This window comes from Pseudoalteromonas sp. A757, assembly GCF_004103285.1.
In the GTDB taxonomy this organism is placed as follows: domain Bacteria; phylum Pseudomonadota; class Gammaproteobacteria; order Enterobacterales; family Alteromonadaceae; genus Pseudoalteromonas; species Pseudoalteromonas galatheae.
Genome location: NZ_QNQN01000070.1, coordinates 103507 through 118324 on the forward strand (window position 1 = coordinate 103507; position 14818 = coordinate 118324).

Sequence of the window (14818 nt, forward strand, 5' to 3'; positions counted from 1 at the left end):
TCGCTGTTTCTAAGTTGGAAAATCTGCCTTTAAATGAATCACGGGTAAAAAATGAAATCAACCAAATCTTCTCTGTTACTTATAACCGCAGCCAGTATCAGCACATTGCTTACGGCTTGTACATCTGAGACAGAATCTGATCTGCTGAAAACAAATGCAATTAGTGCCGATATATCAATAACTTCAAATGGAGAGAGAGCCCGAATTGTGGCTGAGCTAAACGTCGGGGACTCGTTCGGCTCTAATGTAAACTTAAGCGAAGGCGATACACTAAGAGCGATCGTAAATGGTCAGACAATCCAATTGACTAAAGATACTGACATTCTAGATATTGATTACGAGGGCAGATCCTCAGTTGTAACTGGTAACAGCCTATATACGATCCAGTTAGATCGCAAGAAAGAAGCAAATGCTTCAGCGTCTGTTGAGCTTCCTTTGGGCTTTTTGGTACTTACCCCCGAAGCAAAGAAAACTTTTCGATATGATGAAAATATTGAAATTCATATTGATGGAATAGACTCAGCTAGTGACGCATCCCTTATCGTTAACTATGCATGTTCAAATAATACGGGCGGGTTAGTGACTGGCTCTTTCTCAACACAGTTTGGAAACTCGACCAACAATACATTCAATGCAAAAAGCGCTGGCCTCATAGATCTAGAACAGATTACAACTTCAAAACCATGTGAATTTGACATGGAAATTCAGAGAGTTAGAACAGGTCATTTTAACGGTGAACTTAAAGAAAATAGCTTGATTAGAGGTATCCAATCAAGAGTTATTAGAGATCTGAAATTTACTTTCTAATTTACATAATTTTTAAGTCGCTATACGTATTTCAAAAAAGGTGGAATAACTCCACCTTGACCCAAAACCTGAGTTCATATTGGATAATAAACAGCCTTTCTTAACTTTTTAGTATCGCTACGCCACAGGCTTTTATAATCAGCGCTCATTTATCGTCTCCGATACGCTTCACTTATATAAAATTATTCCCTACAATGTGCAGCAGTTTCGAGTTGAGATTATTATGTGTAAGGGAATGTCAAAACTACTTATTATGATGACAATCTTGGTTGCCTTTGTTGGGCAAGCATTAGCATCTCCCTTTTTTGTACCTGATGATGACATTATTATCACGCAATCAATCACATTTGAATCTCAAAACGAATACCAGCAAGGTGCAGATGATTGTTGTGACACAGATTGCTGCGAAAACGATTGCATTTGCCCAGAAAACACCTGTGCAACCTTTGCATACATTCCTATAAACCCTATTTCCTCAGAACTCATTCGTTTTGGTGGTCCTGTACGATCGACTCCGACTCCAGATATTCATAGTATTGCGACCTCATTCTATCGGCCTCCTATTTTACCGCTTAGGCTACAGCCAAACTAAATTCTTACTAAAAATTTAATTTATATGCTGCGAAAGTTATACCAATTGACTTAATTAAGCGGTTTATTTTGAGGCGAAAAAATCTTGTCGATAACACAGCTACCGCACCCTGCTATCGCCAAGGTATCTACACCCATGTGGGCAAGGCGAAAATATTATTTAGTCGTTCTAAATAATAAGCCTTTAACGTAGCTCGCGTCAGGTTTTCTCCTCAATTTGAGCTGGTATTAAACTAATAAAAAACTTCGCAGTGTTTTGCATTACCTGAGGTAAAACATGCTTAATCAATATTCAAAGGTGGCGCTGGCTATCTTACTTGGCCCGTCTGTATCTTATGCAGGAGAACACCAACATCATGACGAACATAACCAGAATAAAATAGAGAGAATTCAAGTAACCGCGTCACGACTTGGTCGGATCGTGAACGAATCGGCAACTAGAACTGAAATTATCAATAATGAAGAAATCCAAGAAAAAGCCTTAATGCGGCCCGGAAATATTTCTATGCTAGTTGCTGAAACTGGCGGTGTACGAGTACAAAATACCTCTCCTGCTTTAGGCAGTGCCAACATAAGATTGCAAAGCCTGTATGGTCGCTATACCCAGCTACTTAGTGATGGTTTGCCATTATATGGTGGACAAACTGCGTCAATTGGGTTGCTTCAAATCCCTCCAACCGACTTAGCCAATGTTGAAATTATCAAAGGATCAGCTTCTTCTTTGTATGGTGGATCAGCCTTAGGCGGGGTGATTAATCTTATCTCTCGTACACCAGGGGATGAATTTGAAGGTGAAGTGCTACTCAATGCAACATCAAAAAGTGGTCAAGATATTACCTCCTATTTTGCAACCCCACTGAACTCAAGTACTCGTGCGTCAATTACTCTGGGACTTCATCATCAAGCTCAGCAAGATTTAGATGAGGATGGCTGGCTTGATATAGCAGGCTATGAGCGCGCGACCGTTCGCCCACGTTTTTATTGGGAAGATGAAGACGGTGCCAACCTCTATTGGACGTTTGGTGCGATGAAAGAAAATCGTGAAGGTGGTACGCAACAAACGGATACATTACCTACTGGCGAATCATTTCCTCAACACCAAGACTCATTAAGGTTAGATAGCGGTTTTATTTTCGACCAACCACTTAGTGAAGAAATAAACCTCAGTGTTCGTGGTTCAGCGATGCATCAGGAGCATGACCATGTTTATGGGATGACTCAAGAAACAGATAACCATGAAAGTTACTTATTTGAATCTAGTGTATCGGGTTATCGTGAAGCTATTGCTTGGCTTGTTGGAGTAGCTTATCAGTCTGACCGCTTTGAGTCTGATGACTTTTCAGAGTTTAACTATAACTATCAAGTACCTGGGTTATTTTCACAGATAGACTATGACACAGAAAAAGACGTTTCAATATCATTAAGCGCCAGAACCGATTGGCACAGTGAATACGGCACTCAGTTTAGTCCACGCGCATCCATTTTGTACAATCCAAACAGCTGGACAATTCGCGGCTCCTACGGTCAAGGCTTCTTTGCGCCGACACCTTTTATTGAAGATATTGAAGACAGTGGCCTATCTCGCCTTGAGCCTTTCAGTAACTTAGAGGAGGAACTGGCGACTACAGCATCTATTGATCTCAGCTATGTATTTGATGACATTGAAACAAGTGTCACCCTGTTTGCCTCGGATGTCGACAATGTCACTGAACTTGAGGTCATCGAAGCCCAAAGCCCGAATACAAATAACCACGTTCGATTAGTGAATAACTCAGGCCAGACCGAAATTCGTGGCGCAGAATTGCTTTTGCGATACCGCTGGCATGACATCAAAATAACTGGAAGCTACTTATATACTGACGCAACAAAACTGAGCGGATTAGGCACTGGCCGAACTCCATTAACCCTAACACCAACACATTCTGCTGGTGCGGTAATTATGTGGGAGCAGCATGGCAGTCACCTACTAGGCTTTGAAGCTTATTATACTGGTACACAGCATCTCGAAAATAACCCTTACCGTGATAGAAGCGACGCATACTGGCACTTAGGCTTACTTGGTCAAATCACTCTTGGTAACGTAAGTTACTTCTTAAATGCTGAGAACTTGCTCAATGTTCGGCAAACTAAAGAAGAGCCAATATTGCTAACTCAACAGGCTCCGAGTGGACGATGGACAACTGATATTTGGTCTCGTAACGACGGATTTACGATCAATGCAGGGATCCGCATTAAGTTTGGTCATTAATTATTTCTGAGCTTTGCTGAAACGATACAGTTTCATATTGGCATATAAAGACACCCACTGTATCGTTACAGTTTAAAAATGGGTGTCTTTTTCACTCGTTGTTATTGTCGCCTTGCCACCTTTTTTGACGTAAACAGTTTAAGTGTCGCCTTACGCACGGTAACTTCTCGGTTCTCTAGCATAAATTCATATTGGTTTGGAGATACGATATGAGCAGATTCGGCTATTGCGTCTTCTTCCACCGCATTGCCAAGCAAAAGGGCTGAAATAACACTCGGCAATACAGCGTTTTTCATAGCCCCCCTATTTATGCATACCACGAATAGGGTAGTTGTTAGCAGGATTGCGTATCCAATCTAAGCCACTGAGCAGTGACTGAAGTTCAGGTCTTATAAACGGGTTGTTTGAAATGTCTGCTACGTGAACTTTTCCTTCACTATTGACTACAAATAGCCCCGGCTCAGCAAATGGATGATCAGTTTCTTCAGGTGATCTTGGATCTGATATATACAACCCAAGCTCTTCCATTTGTTCAACAGTAAGACCGTAGGCGATAGGAAACGTCGCATCAAGTCTTTGCATATGACTGTCCAGTTGTTCTTTGCTATCGCCAGAAACGGCAATCAAGTCTACGCCAGTTTCAGCAAGTAGGTCTTTTACACTTTCTAATTGGTTTAAGTAGCGTGTACAAAGTGGGCAGTGCTGCCCCCTGTAAACCACAACCATTTTCCAGTCCAAACCATTTTCAGGCGTAGACAACTTTTTAATATCACCATTTAATAGCTTTGCTTCAATTACAGGAAAATCAGCTCCCGCGTGCAACTTAGTAGTATATTCAACGCTCATGACTGCTCCTTAAAAATGCTTGTTAATGTGCGCTTCAAAACGTTTGAAGTCGTTTTCAACATCTGAATTTTTCATCACATCAAAGCACGCAAATGTTTCCATTGGCTTCATACCAAAGAACTTGAAATTCATGTGCATAGGGAACATTAAATCGTCGACTGACTTGCCGTCGAAGAATTCATCTGGTTCATTAAAGGCTTCTTCCGGCGCATTAAAGGTGAGAGACATCATATATTTGGTGTTGGTCAACGTGCCACCCATACCATAGTTTTTCTTTGGTGCTGCTTCTGTGCGACCGTCGCCAACACATAGAGCTCCCCCCATGCCTGCTGTGTATACTTCATCCATATACTTTTTAAACGACCAAGGCACGCCCATCCAATTAATTGGTGTTTGCAAAAATACAATGTCTGCCCATTGATGAAGCGCTAATTGTTCTTCCACATCGTACCCATCACTCATTGTCACTACGCGCGTGTTATAACCTTTATCTTCAAGCATAGTTATTACCTTATCAATTAAGGCTGCATTTAGCTTACCTTCGGAGAATGGGTAATATTGATGGCCATTAATAATTAATACGTTCTTAAGATCAGTAGTGCTCATAAAACAACTCCAAACTAAATTTCAGCAAAAATAAGTAAGAGAGACACTCTCCTACTCAATCTATATGTGGTATATTTTAGTTACCTAATTTAAGTTGGCAATTAGTATACTTTTAGTAACCTAGTTGTTTTTTTAGGAGGATTGATGGAAAGTATCGTAAAAACAGACAGTAAAGGTAGAAAAAAAGTGTTAAATGCATGCACTGAACCCTGCGCTATTGAAAAAGGTATGCGTTTAATTGGCGGAAAGTGGAAAGGTTCCATTATTTATCACCTTAAAGATGAGCCAGTAAGGTTCAATGACTTAACTCGTATGCTTGGCGGTGCCAGCAAAAAAATGGTCGACCAACGCCTAAAGGAACTTGAAAGTGAAGGAATGGTACTTAGAAAAGTGATAAGTGACCGACCAGTTGCTGTAACTTATGAATTAACCGATTTCGGCAAAACCGCATTGAGTATTTTAGATAAACTTAGGATTTGGTCAGAATCCCATCAAATTTAACGGTAACCACTTTGAAATATCTAGCATACCTGTACTTAGCACAGCCTAATGCAGATTCTCATTTTGGAAGTCTGCTTGGCGACTTTGGCAGAACAAAGACATAGCGTGGACAGCAGTGGGTGTCTTTCAAAGTTTTTACCTGAGCTAAAAAACAGCAGCAGTTCTTCTACCCAGCCTCGGCGATGCTCATATGGCTTACCCGTAAATTTGTATTCACCACACAAAAGCACGGCGAACACAGCGCGAAACACAATAATAATAGGATGTATCTGACAAACTGATTTGCCGCTTCCCCACTAATCCCACCATTCACTCCTTGAACTTAGAATTTAAAGAACTAAAACCTTAGACAAGCCACCCCAACATGCAAGTTGAGGTGGGTGTCCATCATTTTTTCTTGACTTACCTTAAAGAGCTTCTTGCAAAGCTGCTGCCGTATTATTAGCTATATAAGCTGTGATGATGGGATCCTGAGCATTGTTTTAGGCTCAGTTAAGTGGGTTCGTCATCATGAACATAAATTGCCCATGATGGATTATGAGGAGAGGATTTTATCCAGCCAAACTCTTTAATTACACTGTTAGCCATTTTTCTCATCTTCGCCCATTGAACACTGCTTGATACCGATTCATTGGTCCACAACTCTGCATTCTCTTGACCGCTAATAGATAACATATAGTCATCAAGTTCTTTGATGGCGCTTCTTGCGTTATCAGAAAGCTCATCCAAATCAGTATCCTCTAGGGCTTCTTCCCAGCTTAACGCTAGCTCATCTGCCGCGTTAGCAAAATCAGGAAACAACCCAAGTTGAACTTTTGCAGGTTGAGCTAATGCTAATAATGCCCATTCAAATTGTTCGCTAACCATTAATTAACTCCACTTACTATTGTGCCTTTTTGGTTAAGGTCGGCACGAAATGTTGCAGGGTTAACAACCCAGACTTTACCTTTGGTACTGGTCGATATTTTGTAATAAGCGCCACCATGTCTGCCACCACCTGCATGAACTTGGATTTGTGTAACTTGCTTATGTCCGTCTACTTTAATGATTGCTGCGTTACCAGAGCCCCTTGTCGATTGCCTTAATGCGACTTGATAACCTTCAGCAGTCAATAGTAGCTGCTATTTGTTCTGCATTTCGCCCCCATAATAACTTGGGTTGGGCAACCATGTTCCCAGATAGCCCACCAGAAGGTAACCGCATTGAAGCAGAGGAACTAGCACGTAGAGGGGTATTTGCAAGTAAAACTGAACCTACTTTCCTAAAGTCGTTAGCAATGCCTTGGGCAATATCATTATCTACATCTACCCATTTGTCTATCCTGCCTAGCGAACCTGAATCTTGATGAAGAAAACGCTCAGTCCAGTCAGCAATGCCATTGACCATATCTGGAATCAAATTACCGACCGCTGCTGCGGCTCCATTACCAATGGTTGAGGCTGTATCGGAGTATATTTGACTAAGTTGGTCGCTACTCAATCCTCCACTGGTACGATTATCCCCGGTCTCGACCGTCACCCCAGACAACTTACCACTACGATTATAGTTTGCGGTTATCGTTGTCGTGCCACCGTTTGAATTGCTTGTAGTCTGAGTAATTTGCGATACCTGCTTTCGCTGAATTCGACTACCTGGCTTAGTAACTCGTTCTTCTCGCACTTGACACTCATCGGCACCTTCTTCGCAACCTACATAACCCGTTGGATCTGTACCCGCTAACGGGTTGTTCATCAGGTAGCTATATGGGTTTAAGCTTTGACTGTTACCAGGCGCTTGTATCACCGGGTCTACCGACATAAACCGACCAAGGTTATAATCGTACACCCGACCGTTCATATGAACGGAGAGCCAATACGACTATAACCTCAGAAGTCAAAGATAGTTAATAAGAACAATAAGCTAACTGCTTGGATAGCAAGAGTAGTAAAAATATTATCTAGTTGTTAATACCGCTCTAGTTGATTGGTTTCAATTATGATCGTATTCGCGCCACGCTGTGGATTATTTTCTTCGAACTCTTGCTCATCAACATTTGGTGGCAAATTGTCTATCTCGTCACTCGATGGTGTAATAGGTAAACTACTTGATAAAAAATTAATGCTATCAAAACCGTTACCTCTCTTAGGAGCCTTGTAAGGTCCAGCCGTGAGCTTTTTATTGAAGGTCACCTCAAGTAACTGTTGGATCAATTGCGACCATTCACAACCTACTTTGGGGTCAGAGTAAAACTCTCGGCCCGTTTCAAAAGCAACAAGTTTTTCTAGAAACCTAGCGAATGAAGCGTCCGATTCCATGTTGAGCTTAAGGTCTTCGACTATCGACCAACAGCAGGTATCGGGCCATCCAAAAATTTGTTCTGGATACGCTTGTTGCTTCAATATTAAGCTATATAAACTTTGTCCATGAACATTACCAATTGAACGTTGTCTAGTATCATAATCTTTCTGTTTAAAACTAAATTGAGGCCAATTTTTAAACAAGTAGAACTGAGGATCATCACGACTAACTCGGTTCGTTGAATCATCTGACATTTTAGATTGAATTAGACAAGCCGTTTCTTTTTCTAACTTGCCTCTGTTGAAATGCCTTCTCACCACCAATAAGTCCGCTAGTTCGACAGAACTTTGCTTTCCATTTTGTTCAAACGATACTCTTGGAAAACCGTGGCAAAAAACGCTAGTAAGATTTAGCTCTATCCCTCTTTTAGAGAGCGACTCAGACCAATGCTTAGCTAAAACGTTCATTCCTCTAATAATAAAAGCAGCCACATGGTGAGGTTCGTCAGGTTTTGATCTTTCTAAGAAAGCATCTTGGTGCGAAAACCACACTGAATTTATAGCTGCACTATGCAATTCATTTTTTAAACTCTGATTCTGAAAAATCTTCAATACACTGTTTCCCTGTAGTTAAGCTATTACTTTGTGAGTGCAAAAACTTAACGGAAGATGCGTTGAATTTGAAGTACAGGTTAGCTTTTTGGATGATTAAACGGGATATATAAATTCGGATTCTGAACCGCAGGGTGATACTTCTGATAATCATCACTCATTTTCCGAACGGCTATGTGGGTATAAACTTCCGTTGTACTTAAACTTGCATGTCCCAGTATGCTTTTAACAGTCAGCAAGTCAGCACCGTTATCTAATAAAGTTGTCGCTGTAGTGTGGCGATAAAGATTACTGGCTCCTTTTTTTGAAACGCCTGCTCGATGTTTATATCGGTTCACCAAGCGGGTGACTTGATGACCACGCAACTGTTTGCCCTTATCGTCCAAAAACAAATAATCACCTGACTCAAAGTTAACCAGCTTTGGGCGAAATTCTTTTTTATAGTGAAGCACTAAATCAAGCGCCTCCTGTGCTATGGGCACAACTCGGTCTTTATCGCCTTTACCATTAGGAATAAACAACAACTTGGCCTCCACACTTATACCATTGAGCTTAATGTTAGTAACATCACCTCGTCTTAGGCCACACGAGTAAAACACCGCTAACATCGCAGCATCACGAACACCTTTTTCACCTCGATATGCGGTTTGGGTGGCAATGGCAGCAACTTCATCAGGCTGTAAGACTGCTTGTGTGATGTTTTTACCTGCCTTAGGCGTTTGCACCTTTTCTGCAAGGTTTACTTCTATCAGTTCATTGCGATAGAGAAATAGACAAAACATACGGACCGCTGTGACTTTATTTCGTCTTGTCGCTTTTCCAATCAATTTATTAGATTGTGGGTCATGATAGATGTGGAGGTATTTCATAAACTGCTTAATACCCTCCACACTCAAATCAGAAACAAACAGGCCAACATTGACGATATACCACTTCACAAACAATTGAAGATTCGACTTCTTGCCTTCAATTGTCCGAGGCGACAGCTCATCAAGTTGGCACTGCTCTATGTATTGTTGCAGGGCTGCAATTAGTGATAATTTTTGTGGCATCGTTGATGACCATTTAACTCACTGAGCACAAACCCAAAGCGCTGTGACTGTGCCCATAAACTATTCACACTCTCGCCCACCACCATTTCCAGTTTCTTGACTTTGATATCTACTTCCAGCAACTTTCTGCGCACATGCGCAACATAACGGTCACCTCGTGGTGTGCGCGAAAATGCCAATGTCACTTCTCGCACATCATGCTCCAGCAACTGGCATAAATGCTCGTCATCAAAATAAGTGAAATCAAGTAAACTGATTGCGTTAATAACACCACCAAGATTAAAGCTCAGTACATCAAACGGTGACTCACAAAGCACAATTTGGTTATATGACCCTAGTATTTGCTGATTAAAGAAGTAACCATTAACACCATGCGCTAAACTCCATAACGTGTCGCCTCGCTGTGATAGCGGGTATTTTTCAATGCGCTGACCATAACCACCAATTAGCTCTCCATTGTGGTCAAACAGCGGTACGAATATCATGCCTCGAAAAGCTTCATGACCTGTCAATCCATTGATGATACCTAGCCGTTCATAGAATCCTCGTGCCATTTCACCTTCCAGCGTATCAGTTGAGGGTAATTCTATTGGAAACTTGCGGTCACAAAAGCCAACAGAGAACTTGGCAAGTAAACTTTCATCGCTAAATCCTAAGTCTTGAGTTACGAACTGGAGTGCTCTGGGTGTTCCATATAGCGCCTTTTGGTAAAAGGTTAAGAGCTTATCTGCATAATACAGTTCACTGTCATGGCTAATAAGTGTAGAAGGGCTGTATGTTAACCAATCGTTCTTAGTGGATTGTTGCATAATTTTTACCTCCAGCGATTAAGTAACTTTTGCAAGGCGAGCGAAGAACTGTCGCAAGTGCCGTCGATAGCTTGGACTCGAATACCCGCCATTGCCATTCATCCCAAATAGCAAAATTTGCCGGATGAAACGGTAAGCGAACTTCACACAGTATTACTTTATGCTTAGCTGCATAGGTGGTCATTTTTTGCAAATCAAAGCGAGAGCCTTCTTCTCCAATAAAATAGGCAATAACGTTTAGGCCCAATGCCTTAAGTAAAACAAGGCTAGCTTCAGACACTTCATTATTAAACTCAAAATATCCGTTATGATAGCCATGGCTATCCAGCTCCAATGCATCTAACGGGGTTTCACAACGCAGTGCAACTGACTTTGAACTGTTTAAAGCTCCTGTAATCAGAAGCTGATGGTTAATATCAATCAACGCATTAGGCTGCGAAACAACAGAGTGGCTTACAGACGAACCTGCATAGCCATAACATTGAGGGTAAGTTACATTTAACATGATTTACCTCCTTTAGCGCGGTGGGATTTACGTTTGGGATCTCCAAGAAGAGCGATGTTGTCAGACATTGCGGTGATACGATCTAACACGGCATCGGCAATCGTCTGTTCACCAATTGCTTGATGCCATTTATCAAAATCATATTGACTGGTAATGATTAGTGAGCCAACCTGCTCGCGACGCTCAATTACCTCATATAGCATTTGCCGCTGCTTATTCGTAAGTGGGAACAAGGCCCAATCATCAATCACTAGGACATTAAACTTACAAATTTTTCTCAACATCTGCGGGTACGTGCCTTCCTTTTCATGCAACGCAAGTTCAAATACCAGATCATTGTAACGCCACATTTTAACGCTATAGCCCTGCATTATGAGCTTATTGGCAATACCGCATGCTAGCGTCGTTTTACCAGTACCTGAACTTCCAGTAATCACCTGATGGGAGTGCTCCTTGACCCAATTTGTTTCGCATGCCTTTCCAATAAGGTATTGAACTTCCTTGGTTTCACAGCGATAGTCATAGTCCTCAACCTGAGCATCAGGCCAACGTAGTTTGGCCGCTTTTTTAAGCCTTAGCTGTCGATTTACGGCGAAATAATTTTCCTGAGTGACTGCGATATCATTTAGAACATTTAAAACATCTGCTGTAGAAATAGGCTCTTGTATTTGAAGCCCCTCAATCATCTGTGCTGCACCCAGCCATTTGAGATCTACAAATTTTTGAATCACTTGTTGAATATCCATTAATGCCTCCCCATGCTTTGATAATGCTGCGCACCATGCACATTTTTATGCATACCAACGAGTGGAATACCTGAATCGTCATCCTCATAGAGACGAGATGCTAATGTGTGCCGCAAAGATGTGGGAGAGCATTTATCGTAAGTGATGCAATAACGGGCCGCACATTCCATTTCTTCTGCGGCATATTTACGTGCTAAGGATTGAACAGACTTACATGCTTTGTTTGCGACGATGTCCCCATCAGGCTTACCGGCAAACAGTTGCTGGATAAATTGCGTTGTTTGCTCTCCAACACCTTCAGCCCAGTGAATAAATTCTGACATTGGCAACAAAGCCATACCCTGATGTTTAGGATGCAAATGACTATTAACAGCCGTCTCTTTACCTTTTTCAAACGAACGCTGATGTACTATTGGAGGTTTATTGGCATGAGTGATGGTGACTTCATCCTGCGTGACAATAACCTCTGCTTTTTTATTCGCCCACCGCCAGGGTACAGAGTAAAGATGTTCTTCAAACATAATTCGGTAATTGCTGGGGATAGTGCAACCAAAGGCACGCTCAATTGGTTTAAACGGCTTATCGGGCAATGCCATTAATGCTGGTTTGTCGCTACTTTCAAATAACTCAAGTCGAGATACTGAGCGCTTTTGAAATTGCAAAGCATTCAGCTTGTCGCATTCTTTTTTGAGGTATCGGTTGATCTCATCAATAGTCCGGAACACCATAGACTGCATGTTGACCAAAACCCGCTCGGTTAAAAATTTAACTCCCCCTTCGACAATTCCCTTATCTCTGGGCTCTCCAGGCCTTGCCGGCATAGCAATAAAGTCATAATGTTCCGCAAATGCCGCATACTTGAGATTGAGTTTTAAATTCGGCCGAGGTTGAGTTGCAACGGCTTTGGGGTTATCTGGTATGCCAATCTTTGGAACACCATCTATGTACTCAAAAAAGGCTTTTGAACCCGCTATCCAATCGTTGGTCGTCTGACCCGGTGTCGCGTACGCTAGAAAGTATTTTGAATGACACATTATGCCAACAAATACCGAACACTTAATCTTATTACTTGAACCATGAGGAGATAAGAATACTGTTTGACCACAAAAGTCAAACTGGGCCTCTTCGCCTGGTCGATGCTCTAACAACGCTTCCAGTTTATTGGTTTTCAAATATCCCCTGAAATGTTGGTACAGCGTGCTGGGGGCATACGCTGTTTTGGGGTCTTCCTTGGTATACAAAGCAATCAAGTTATAGATTGTCTGATGTTTCTTGGTCAGCTCTTTGACCCAGACTTCGAAGTCCGGCAACCGCTTGTTCTTTATTGTAAGCGGGGCAGCAGGAACCAATAACAAGGTGAGCTCATCGTCATCAAGCTGAACCACCTGCTCATACGTTAACGACAATCGATTTAACAGGTCTAAATCGCGCCCAACGGTCTGGTGAGAGCAACCCAACAGTTCAGCTATCTTGCGGTTACTGTAATTTGTTTTAAATCGAATACGCAGCAAATCACGCATTCTGGAACCAATATTCATCTGTGTTCTCCTGTTTTATATTTGAAAAACAGGCGCACAAAGACATTACTGATGAGAACACCAATATTTGACATAGCCTGAACTTCGGCTAAGCTAACAATGTCTGGGAACAAATCTAGACACTGATTAGAGAAACCTTGCGAGTACCAGTCGCGAGGTTTTTTGCTTTATGCGCCTACCAATTTATTTACTCTTCATATTTTTCCTTTTGGCATTAACCGATTGTGTTGCCAGCCAAGCAGCAACGTCTTTGGTCAAAGCATAGGTACCGCGCCTGTCTTCAAGTTTGAAAACCGGTATCGGCAATTTTTTACGCGTTAGTGCCCGTCGATATGCATCAATACTGCTAAAACCCAACGCCATCTGAAGGTTTTCTCCTGACAACATCGGTGTTTTATACAACTCATATAAATCGCGCTCTAACACATGAGTTAGCCTCTTTATGTCTTCGTCTACTTCATCATGCATTGCCCCTCCTTATTTGAGATATGCACTATCTAAGACTAGACTGTACTGGCTATGTGTAAATAGCACTATCACACTGATAAATAACAACATATTTGTAGTTTCAAGAATAAATGACATTGGGTTAGTTAGTCGAAATGACTATTAAGAATTGAGCTTGAGCCAAGAGTCTGAAATAAGGAATTAAAACAAACGACTAGGTAGTATTGTTTTCAGGGGTTATGCGCACCCGCAAACAACAAAGGTGTATAAGAAATAAATTCGTCTTGTTGATTTGCACCAGTATAGAGCAATATTTTGCGCTGTTAAGGTGACTGTTATGAGCCCGCTCCAACTCAAATATTACCCCTGGGTCGCCCCTGAATTTAAGAGGTTGGCCACGTCCGGGCTTGTTCAATATTTGATGAAGCAATTCAATGTAACCTCTGTTGCCGAATTGGTCAGAGCATTTAAAAATTCAGGTGACGACAACGCAATCTCAAGCGAGGAGAAGTCGCATTTTTGGTATTTAAAAAATCAAGGACAACCGCTTAGAAGTCACCACAAGATTGAAAGGATTGAGGCAATGTTTCCACAAGCGCATAAGTTGTTGGATCATGCACTTTTTGAATTGCTGACCCTTGGTAACTTGATTGACGGAACAAGCATACAGAGTGAGTTGAAACATTTTCCGCTACCGTATTTCATCACTCAATTTAAGCGGAGTGTTATGCTTCCGGATAAACTAAGAACAGGCAATGCATGGCAAACATTCAAATATCTTGAACTACTGAGCAATCAGTCAGATTACAATTCGCTTGCATGCCTGCTGTATTACTATTATCAAAGCCAGCACATAGGCGATGGCTTACTCAGTTTCCTTGAAAAATTACTTTTGAAAGCATCAAAAAATGTAGAGCAGAACAATACCCCTTCGTACATCCAATCCCACCTAACCAAATCTGTATCAGCAACTTTTTACCATTGATCCAAATCTGCCCATTGGTCCACTGCCCATAACTATGGTCCATAGATTTCAGAATTTGGTCCGGCCTAAATGGAATTAGTGGATGATTTAAACATAATATGCACCTGCAAATTATGCGGGATTTGGACCGCGATTCTGAATTTTACGGCCAGTACTCTATTTTTTGTGGACCAGCATTATGTCAATGGACCGTAAGACGAACTCCATCATCAAATTATTTAGGTTAAAGCTTTTATTGGTGGTAATACC

At 41.6% G+C, this 14818-nt stretch carries 18 protein-coding genes and 2 pseudogenes; 6 read left to right on the forward strand and 14 right to left on the reverse strand.

Annotation, left to right across the window (positions count from 1 at the left end; genetic code table 11):
• Positions 1-51: 51 nt before the first annotated feature.
• The 3 genes from DRB05_RS13410 (at position 52) to DRB05_RS13420 (ending at position 3646) form a co-directional block, all read left to right on the forward strand.
• The gene (locus DRB05_RS13410) at positions 52-807 is read left to right on the forward strand and encodes a hypothetical protein (RefSeq protein ID WP_128727408.1); all 756 of its coding nucleotides are present in this window, start codon (positions 52-54) and stop codon (positions 805-807) included.
• Positions 808-1042: 235 nt separating this feature from the next.
• On the forward strand, positions 1043-1399 hold the full coding sequence (locus tag DRB05_RS13415; RefSeq protein ID WP_128727409.1) for a hypothetical protein: 357 nt from the start codon (positions 1043-1045) through the stop codon (positions 1397-1399).
• 276 nt (positions 1400-1675) lie between these two features.
• A complete protein-coding gene (locus DRB05_RS13420) occupies positions 1676-3646 on the forward strand; it encodes a TonB-dependent receptor (protein ID WP_128727410.1) in 1971 nt (656 codons plus the stop codon).
• Positions 3647-3747: 101 nt separating this feature from the next.
• Here DRB05_RS13420 and DRB05_RS13425 read toward each other — a convergent pair whose 3' ends face one another.
• The 3 genes from DRB05_RS13425 to DRB05_RS13435 are packed head-to-tail and all read right to left on the reverse strand — an operon-like array spanning position 3748 to position 5098.
• Positions 3748-3942, reverse strand: a complete 195-nt coding sequence (locus tag DRB05_RS13425; RefSeq protein WP_240036247.1) for a hypothetical protein — start codon at positions 3940-3942, stop codon at positions 3748-3750.
• Between the two features lie 7 nt (positions 3943-3949).
• Entirely contained in the window at positions 3950-4492 is a 543-nt protein-coding gene (locus DRB05_RS13430; protein WP_128727411.1) for a peroxiredoxin-like family protein, read from the reverse strand.
• 9 nt (positions 4493-4501) lie between these two features.
• A complete protein-coding gene (locus DRB05_RS13435) occupies positions 4502-5098 on the reverse strand; it encodes an NAD(P)H-dependent oxidoreductase (RefSeq protein ID WP_128727412.1) in 597 nt (198 codons plus the stop codon).
• A gap of 144 nt (positions 5099-5242) precedes the next feature.
• Between DRB05_RS13435 and DRB05_RS13440 the strand changes: the two genes are divergently transcribed.
• Positions 5243-5599, forward strand: coding sequence for a helix-turn-helix domain-containing protein (locus tag DRB05_RS13440; protein ID WP_128727413.1), 357 nt, complete (start codon positions 5243-5245; stop codon positions 5597-5599).
• Between the two features lie 11 nt (positions 5600-5610).
• Positions 5611-5688 (forward strand): annotated as a pseudogene (locus tag DRB05_RS23010) (DUF479 domain-containing protein); the annotation flags it as partial.
• A gap of 63 nt (positions 5689-5751) precedes the next feature.
• Here the strand turns inward: DRB05_RS23010 and DRB05_RS23015 are convergent.
• The 11 genes and pseudogenes from DRB05_RS23015 to DRB05_RS13500 all read right to left on the reverse strand — a co-directional run.
• Positions 5752-5908, reverse strand: a pseudogene (locus DRB05_RS23015) (transposase); the annotation flags it as partial.
• 183 nt (positions 5909-6091) lie between these two features.
• Complete coding sequence (locus DRB05_RS13455) at positions 6092-6466, reverse strand: hypothetical protein (RefSeq protein ID WP_128727414.1); 375 nt, start codon at positions 6464-6466, stop codon at positions 6092-6094.
• Positions 6466-6711, reverse strand: a complete 246-nt coding sequence (locus DRB05_RS13460; protein WP_128727415.1) for a hypothetical protein — start codon at positions 6709-6711, stop codon at positions 6466-6468. The genes DRB05_RS13455 and DRB05_RS13460 overlap by 1 nt, the downstream gene beginning before the upstream one ends.
• Positions 6701-7435 (reverse strand): RHS repeat-associated core domain-containing protein, encoded by a 735-nt coding sequence (locus tag DRB05_RS13465; protein ID WP_128727416.1) that lies wholly within the window; start codon positions 7433-7435, stop codon positions 6701-6703. The genes DRB05_RS13460 and DRB05_RS13465 overlap by 11 nt, the downstream gene beginning before the upstream one ends.
• A gap of 107 nt (positions 7436-7542) precedes the next feature.
• Positions 7543-8343: a hypothetical protein gene (locus DRB05_RS13470; protein WP_128727417.1), complete on the reverse strand. Its 801-nt coding sequence runs from the start codon at positions 8341-8343 to the stop codon at positions 7543-7545.
• A gap of 224 nt (positions 8344-8567) precedes the next feature.
• A complete protein-coding gene (locus DRB05_RS13475; protein WP_128727418.1) occupies positions 8568-9539 on the reverse strand; it encodes a tyrosine-type recombinase/integrase in 972 nt (323 codons plus the stop codon).
• Positions 9518-10348 carry a toprim domain-containing protein gene (locus tag DRB05_RS13480; protein WP_128727419.1) on the reverse strand — a complete coding sequence of 277 codons (831 nt, stop codon included), beginning with the start codon at positions 10346-10348 and terminating at the stop codon, positions 9518-9520. Before DRB05_RS13480 ends, DRB05_RS13475 begins: the two co-directional genes overlap by 22 nt.
• On the reverse strand, positions 10332-10853 hold the full coding sequence (locus DRB05_RS13485; RefSeq protein ID WP_128727420.1) for a hypothetical protein: 522 nt from the start codon (positions 10851-10853) through the stop codon (positions 10332-10334). Before DRB05_RS13485 ends, DRB05_RS13480 begins: the two co-directional genes overlap by 17 nt.
• Complete coding sequence (locus DRB05_RS13490) at positions 10847-11599, reverse strand: ATP-binding protein (protein WP_128727421.1); 753 nt, start codon at positions 11597-11599, stop codon at positions 10847-10849. The genes DRB05_RS13485 and DRB05_RS13490 overlap by 7 nt, the downstream gene beginning before the upstream one ends.
• Positions 11599-13137: an IS21 family transposase gene (gene istA, locus DRB05_RS13495; protein ID WP_128727422.1), complete on the reverse strand. Its 1539-nt coding sequence runs from the start codon at positions 13135-13137 to the stop codon at positions 11599-11601. Before istA ends, DRB05_RS13490 begins: the two co-directional genes overlap by 1 nt.
• A gap of 183 nt (positions 13138-13320) precedes the next feature.
• Positions 13321-13605, reverse strand: coding sequence for a hypothetical protein (locus DRB05_RS13500; protein WP_128727423.1), 285 nt, complete (start codon positions 13603-13605; stop codon positions 13321-13323).
• Between the two features lie 316 nt (positions 13606-13921).
• On the opposite strand from DRB05_RS13500, the gene DRB05_RS13505 reads away from it, so the two are divergent.
• Positions 13922-14569: a hypothetical protein gene (locus tag DRB05_RS13505; RefSeq protein WP_128727424.1), complete on the forward strand. Its 648-nt coding sequence runs from the start codon at positions 13922-13924 to the stop codon at positions 14567-14569.
• Positions 14570-14818: the final 249 nt, after the last annotated feature.

Coding starts and splice junctions, on each gene's coding strand:
- DRB05_RS13410 (WP_128727408.1), top strand. CDS start 52: ATGAAATCAACCAAATCTTCTCTGTTACTTATAACCGCAGCCAGTATC.
- DRB05_RS13415 (WP_128727409.1), top strand. CDS start 1,043: ATGTCAAAACTACTTATTATGATGACAATCTTGGTTGCCTTTGTTGGG.
- DRB05_RS13420 (WP_128727410.1), top strand. CDS start 1,676: ATGCTTAATCAATATTCAAAGGTGGCGCTGGCTATCTTACTTGGCCCG.
- DRB05_RS13425 (WP_240036247.1), bottom strand. CDS start 3,942: ATGAAAAACGCTGTATTGCCGAGTGTTATTTCAGCCCTTTTGCTTGGC.
- DRB05_RS13430 (WP_128727411.1), bottom strand. CDS start 4,492: ATGAGCGTTGAATATACTACTAAGTTGCACGCGGGAGCTGATTTTCCT.
- DRB05_RS13435 (WP_128727412.1), bottom strand. CDS start 5,098: ATGAGCACTACTGATCTTAAGAACGTATTAATTATTAATGGCCATCAA.
- DRB05_RS13440 (WP_128727413.1), top strand. CDS start 5,243: ATGGAAAGTATCGTAAAAACAGACAGTAAAGGTAGAAAAAAAGTGTTA.
- DRB05_RS13455 (WP_128727414.1), bottom strand. CDS start 6,466: ATGGTTAGCGAACAATTTGAATGGGCATTATTAGCATTAGCTCAACCT.
- DRB05_RS13465 (WP_128727416.1), bottom strand. CDS start 7,435: ATGAACGGTCGGGTGTACGATTATAACCTTGGTCGGTTTATGTCGGTA.
- DRB05_RS13470 (WP_128727417.1), bottom strand. CDS start 8,343: ATGAACGTTTTAGCTAAGCATTGGTCTGAGTCGCTCTCTAAAAGAGGG.
- DRB05_RS13475 (WP_128727418.1), bottom strand. CDS start 9,539: ATGCCACAAAAATTATCACTAATTGCAGCCCTGCAACAATACATAGAG.
- DRB05_RS13480 (WP_128727419.1), bottom strand. CDS start 10,348: ATGCAACAATCCACTAAGAACGATTGGTTAACATACAGCCCTTCTACA.
- DRB05_RS13485 (WP_128727420.1), bottom strand. CDS start 10,853: ATGTTAAATGTAACTTACCCTCAATGTTATGGCTATGCAGGTTCGTCT.
- DRB05_RS13490 (WP_128727421.1), bottom strand. CDS start 11,599: ATGGATATTCAACAAGTGATTCAAAAATTTGTAGATCTCAAATGGCTG.
- istA (WP_128727422.1), bottom strand. CDS start 13,137: ATGAATATTGGTTCCAGAATGCGTGATTTGCTGCGTATTCGATTTAAA.
- DRB05_RS13500 (WP_128727423.1), bottom strand. CDS start 13,605: ATGCATGATGAAGTAGACGAAGACATAAAGAGGCTAACTCATGTGTTA.
- DRB05_RS13505 (WP_128727424.1), top strand. CDS start 13,922: ATGAGCCCGCTCCAACTCAAATATTACCCCTGGGTCGCCCCTGAATTT.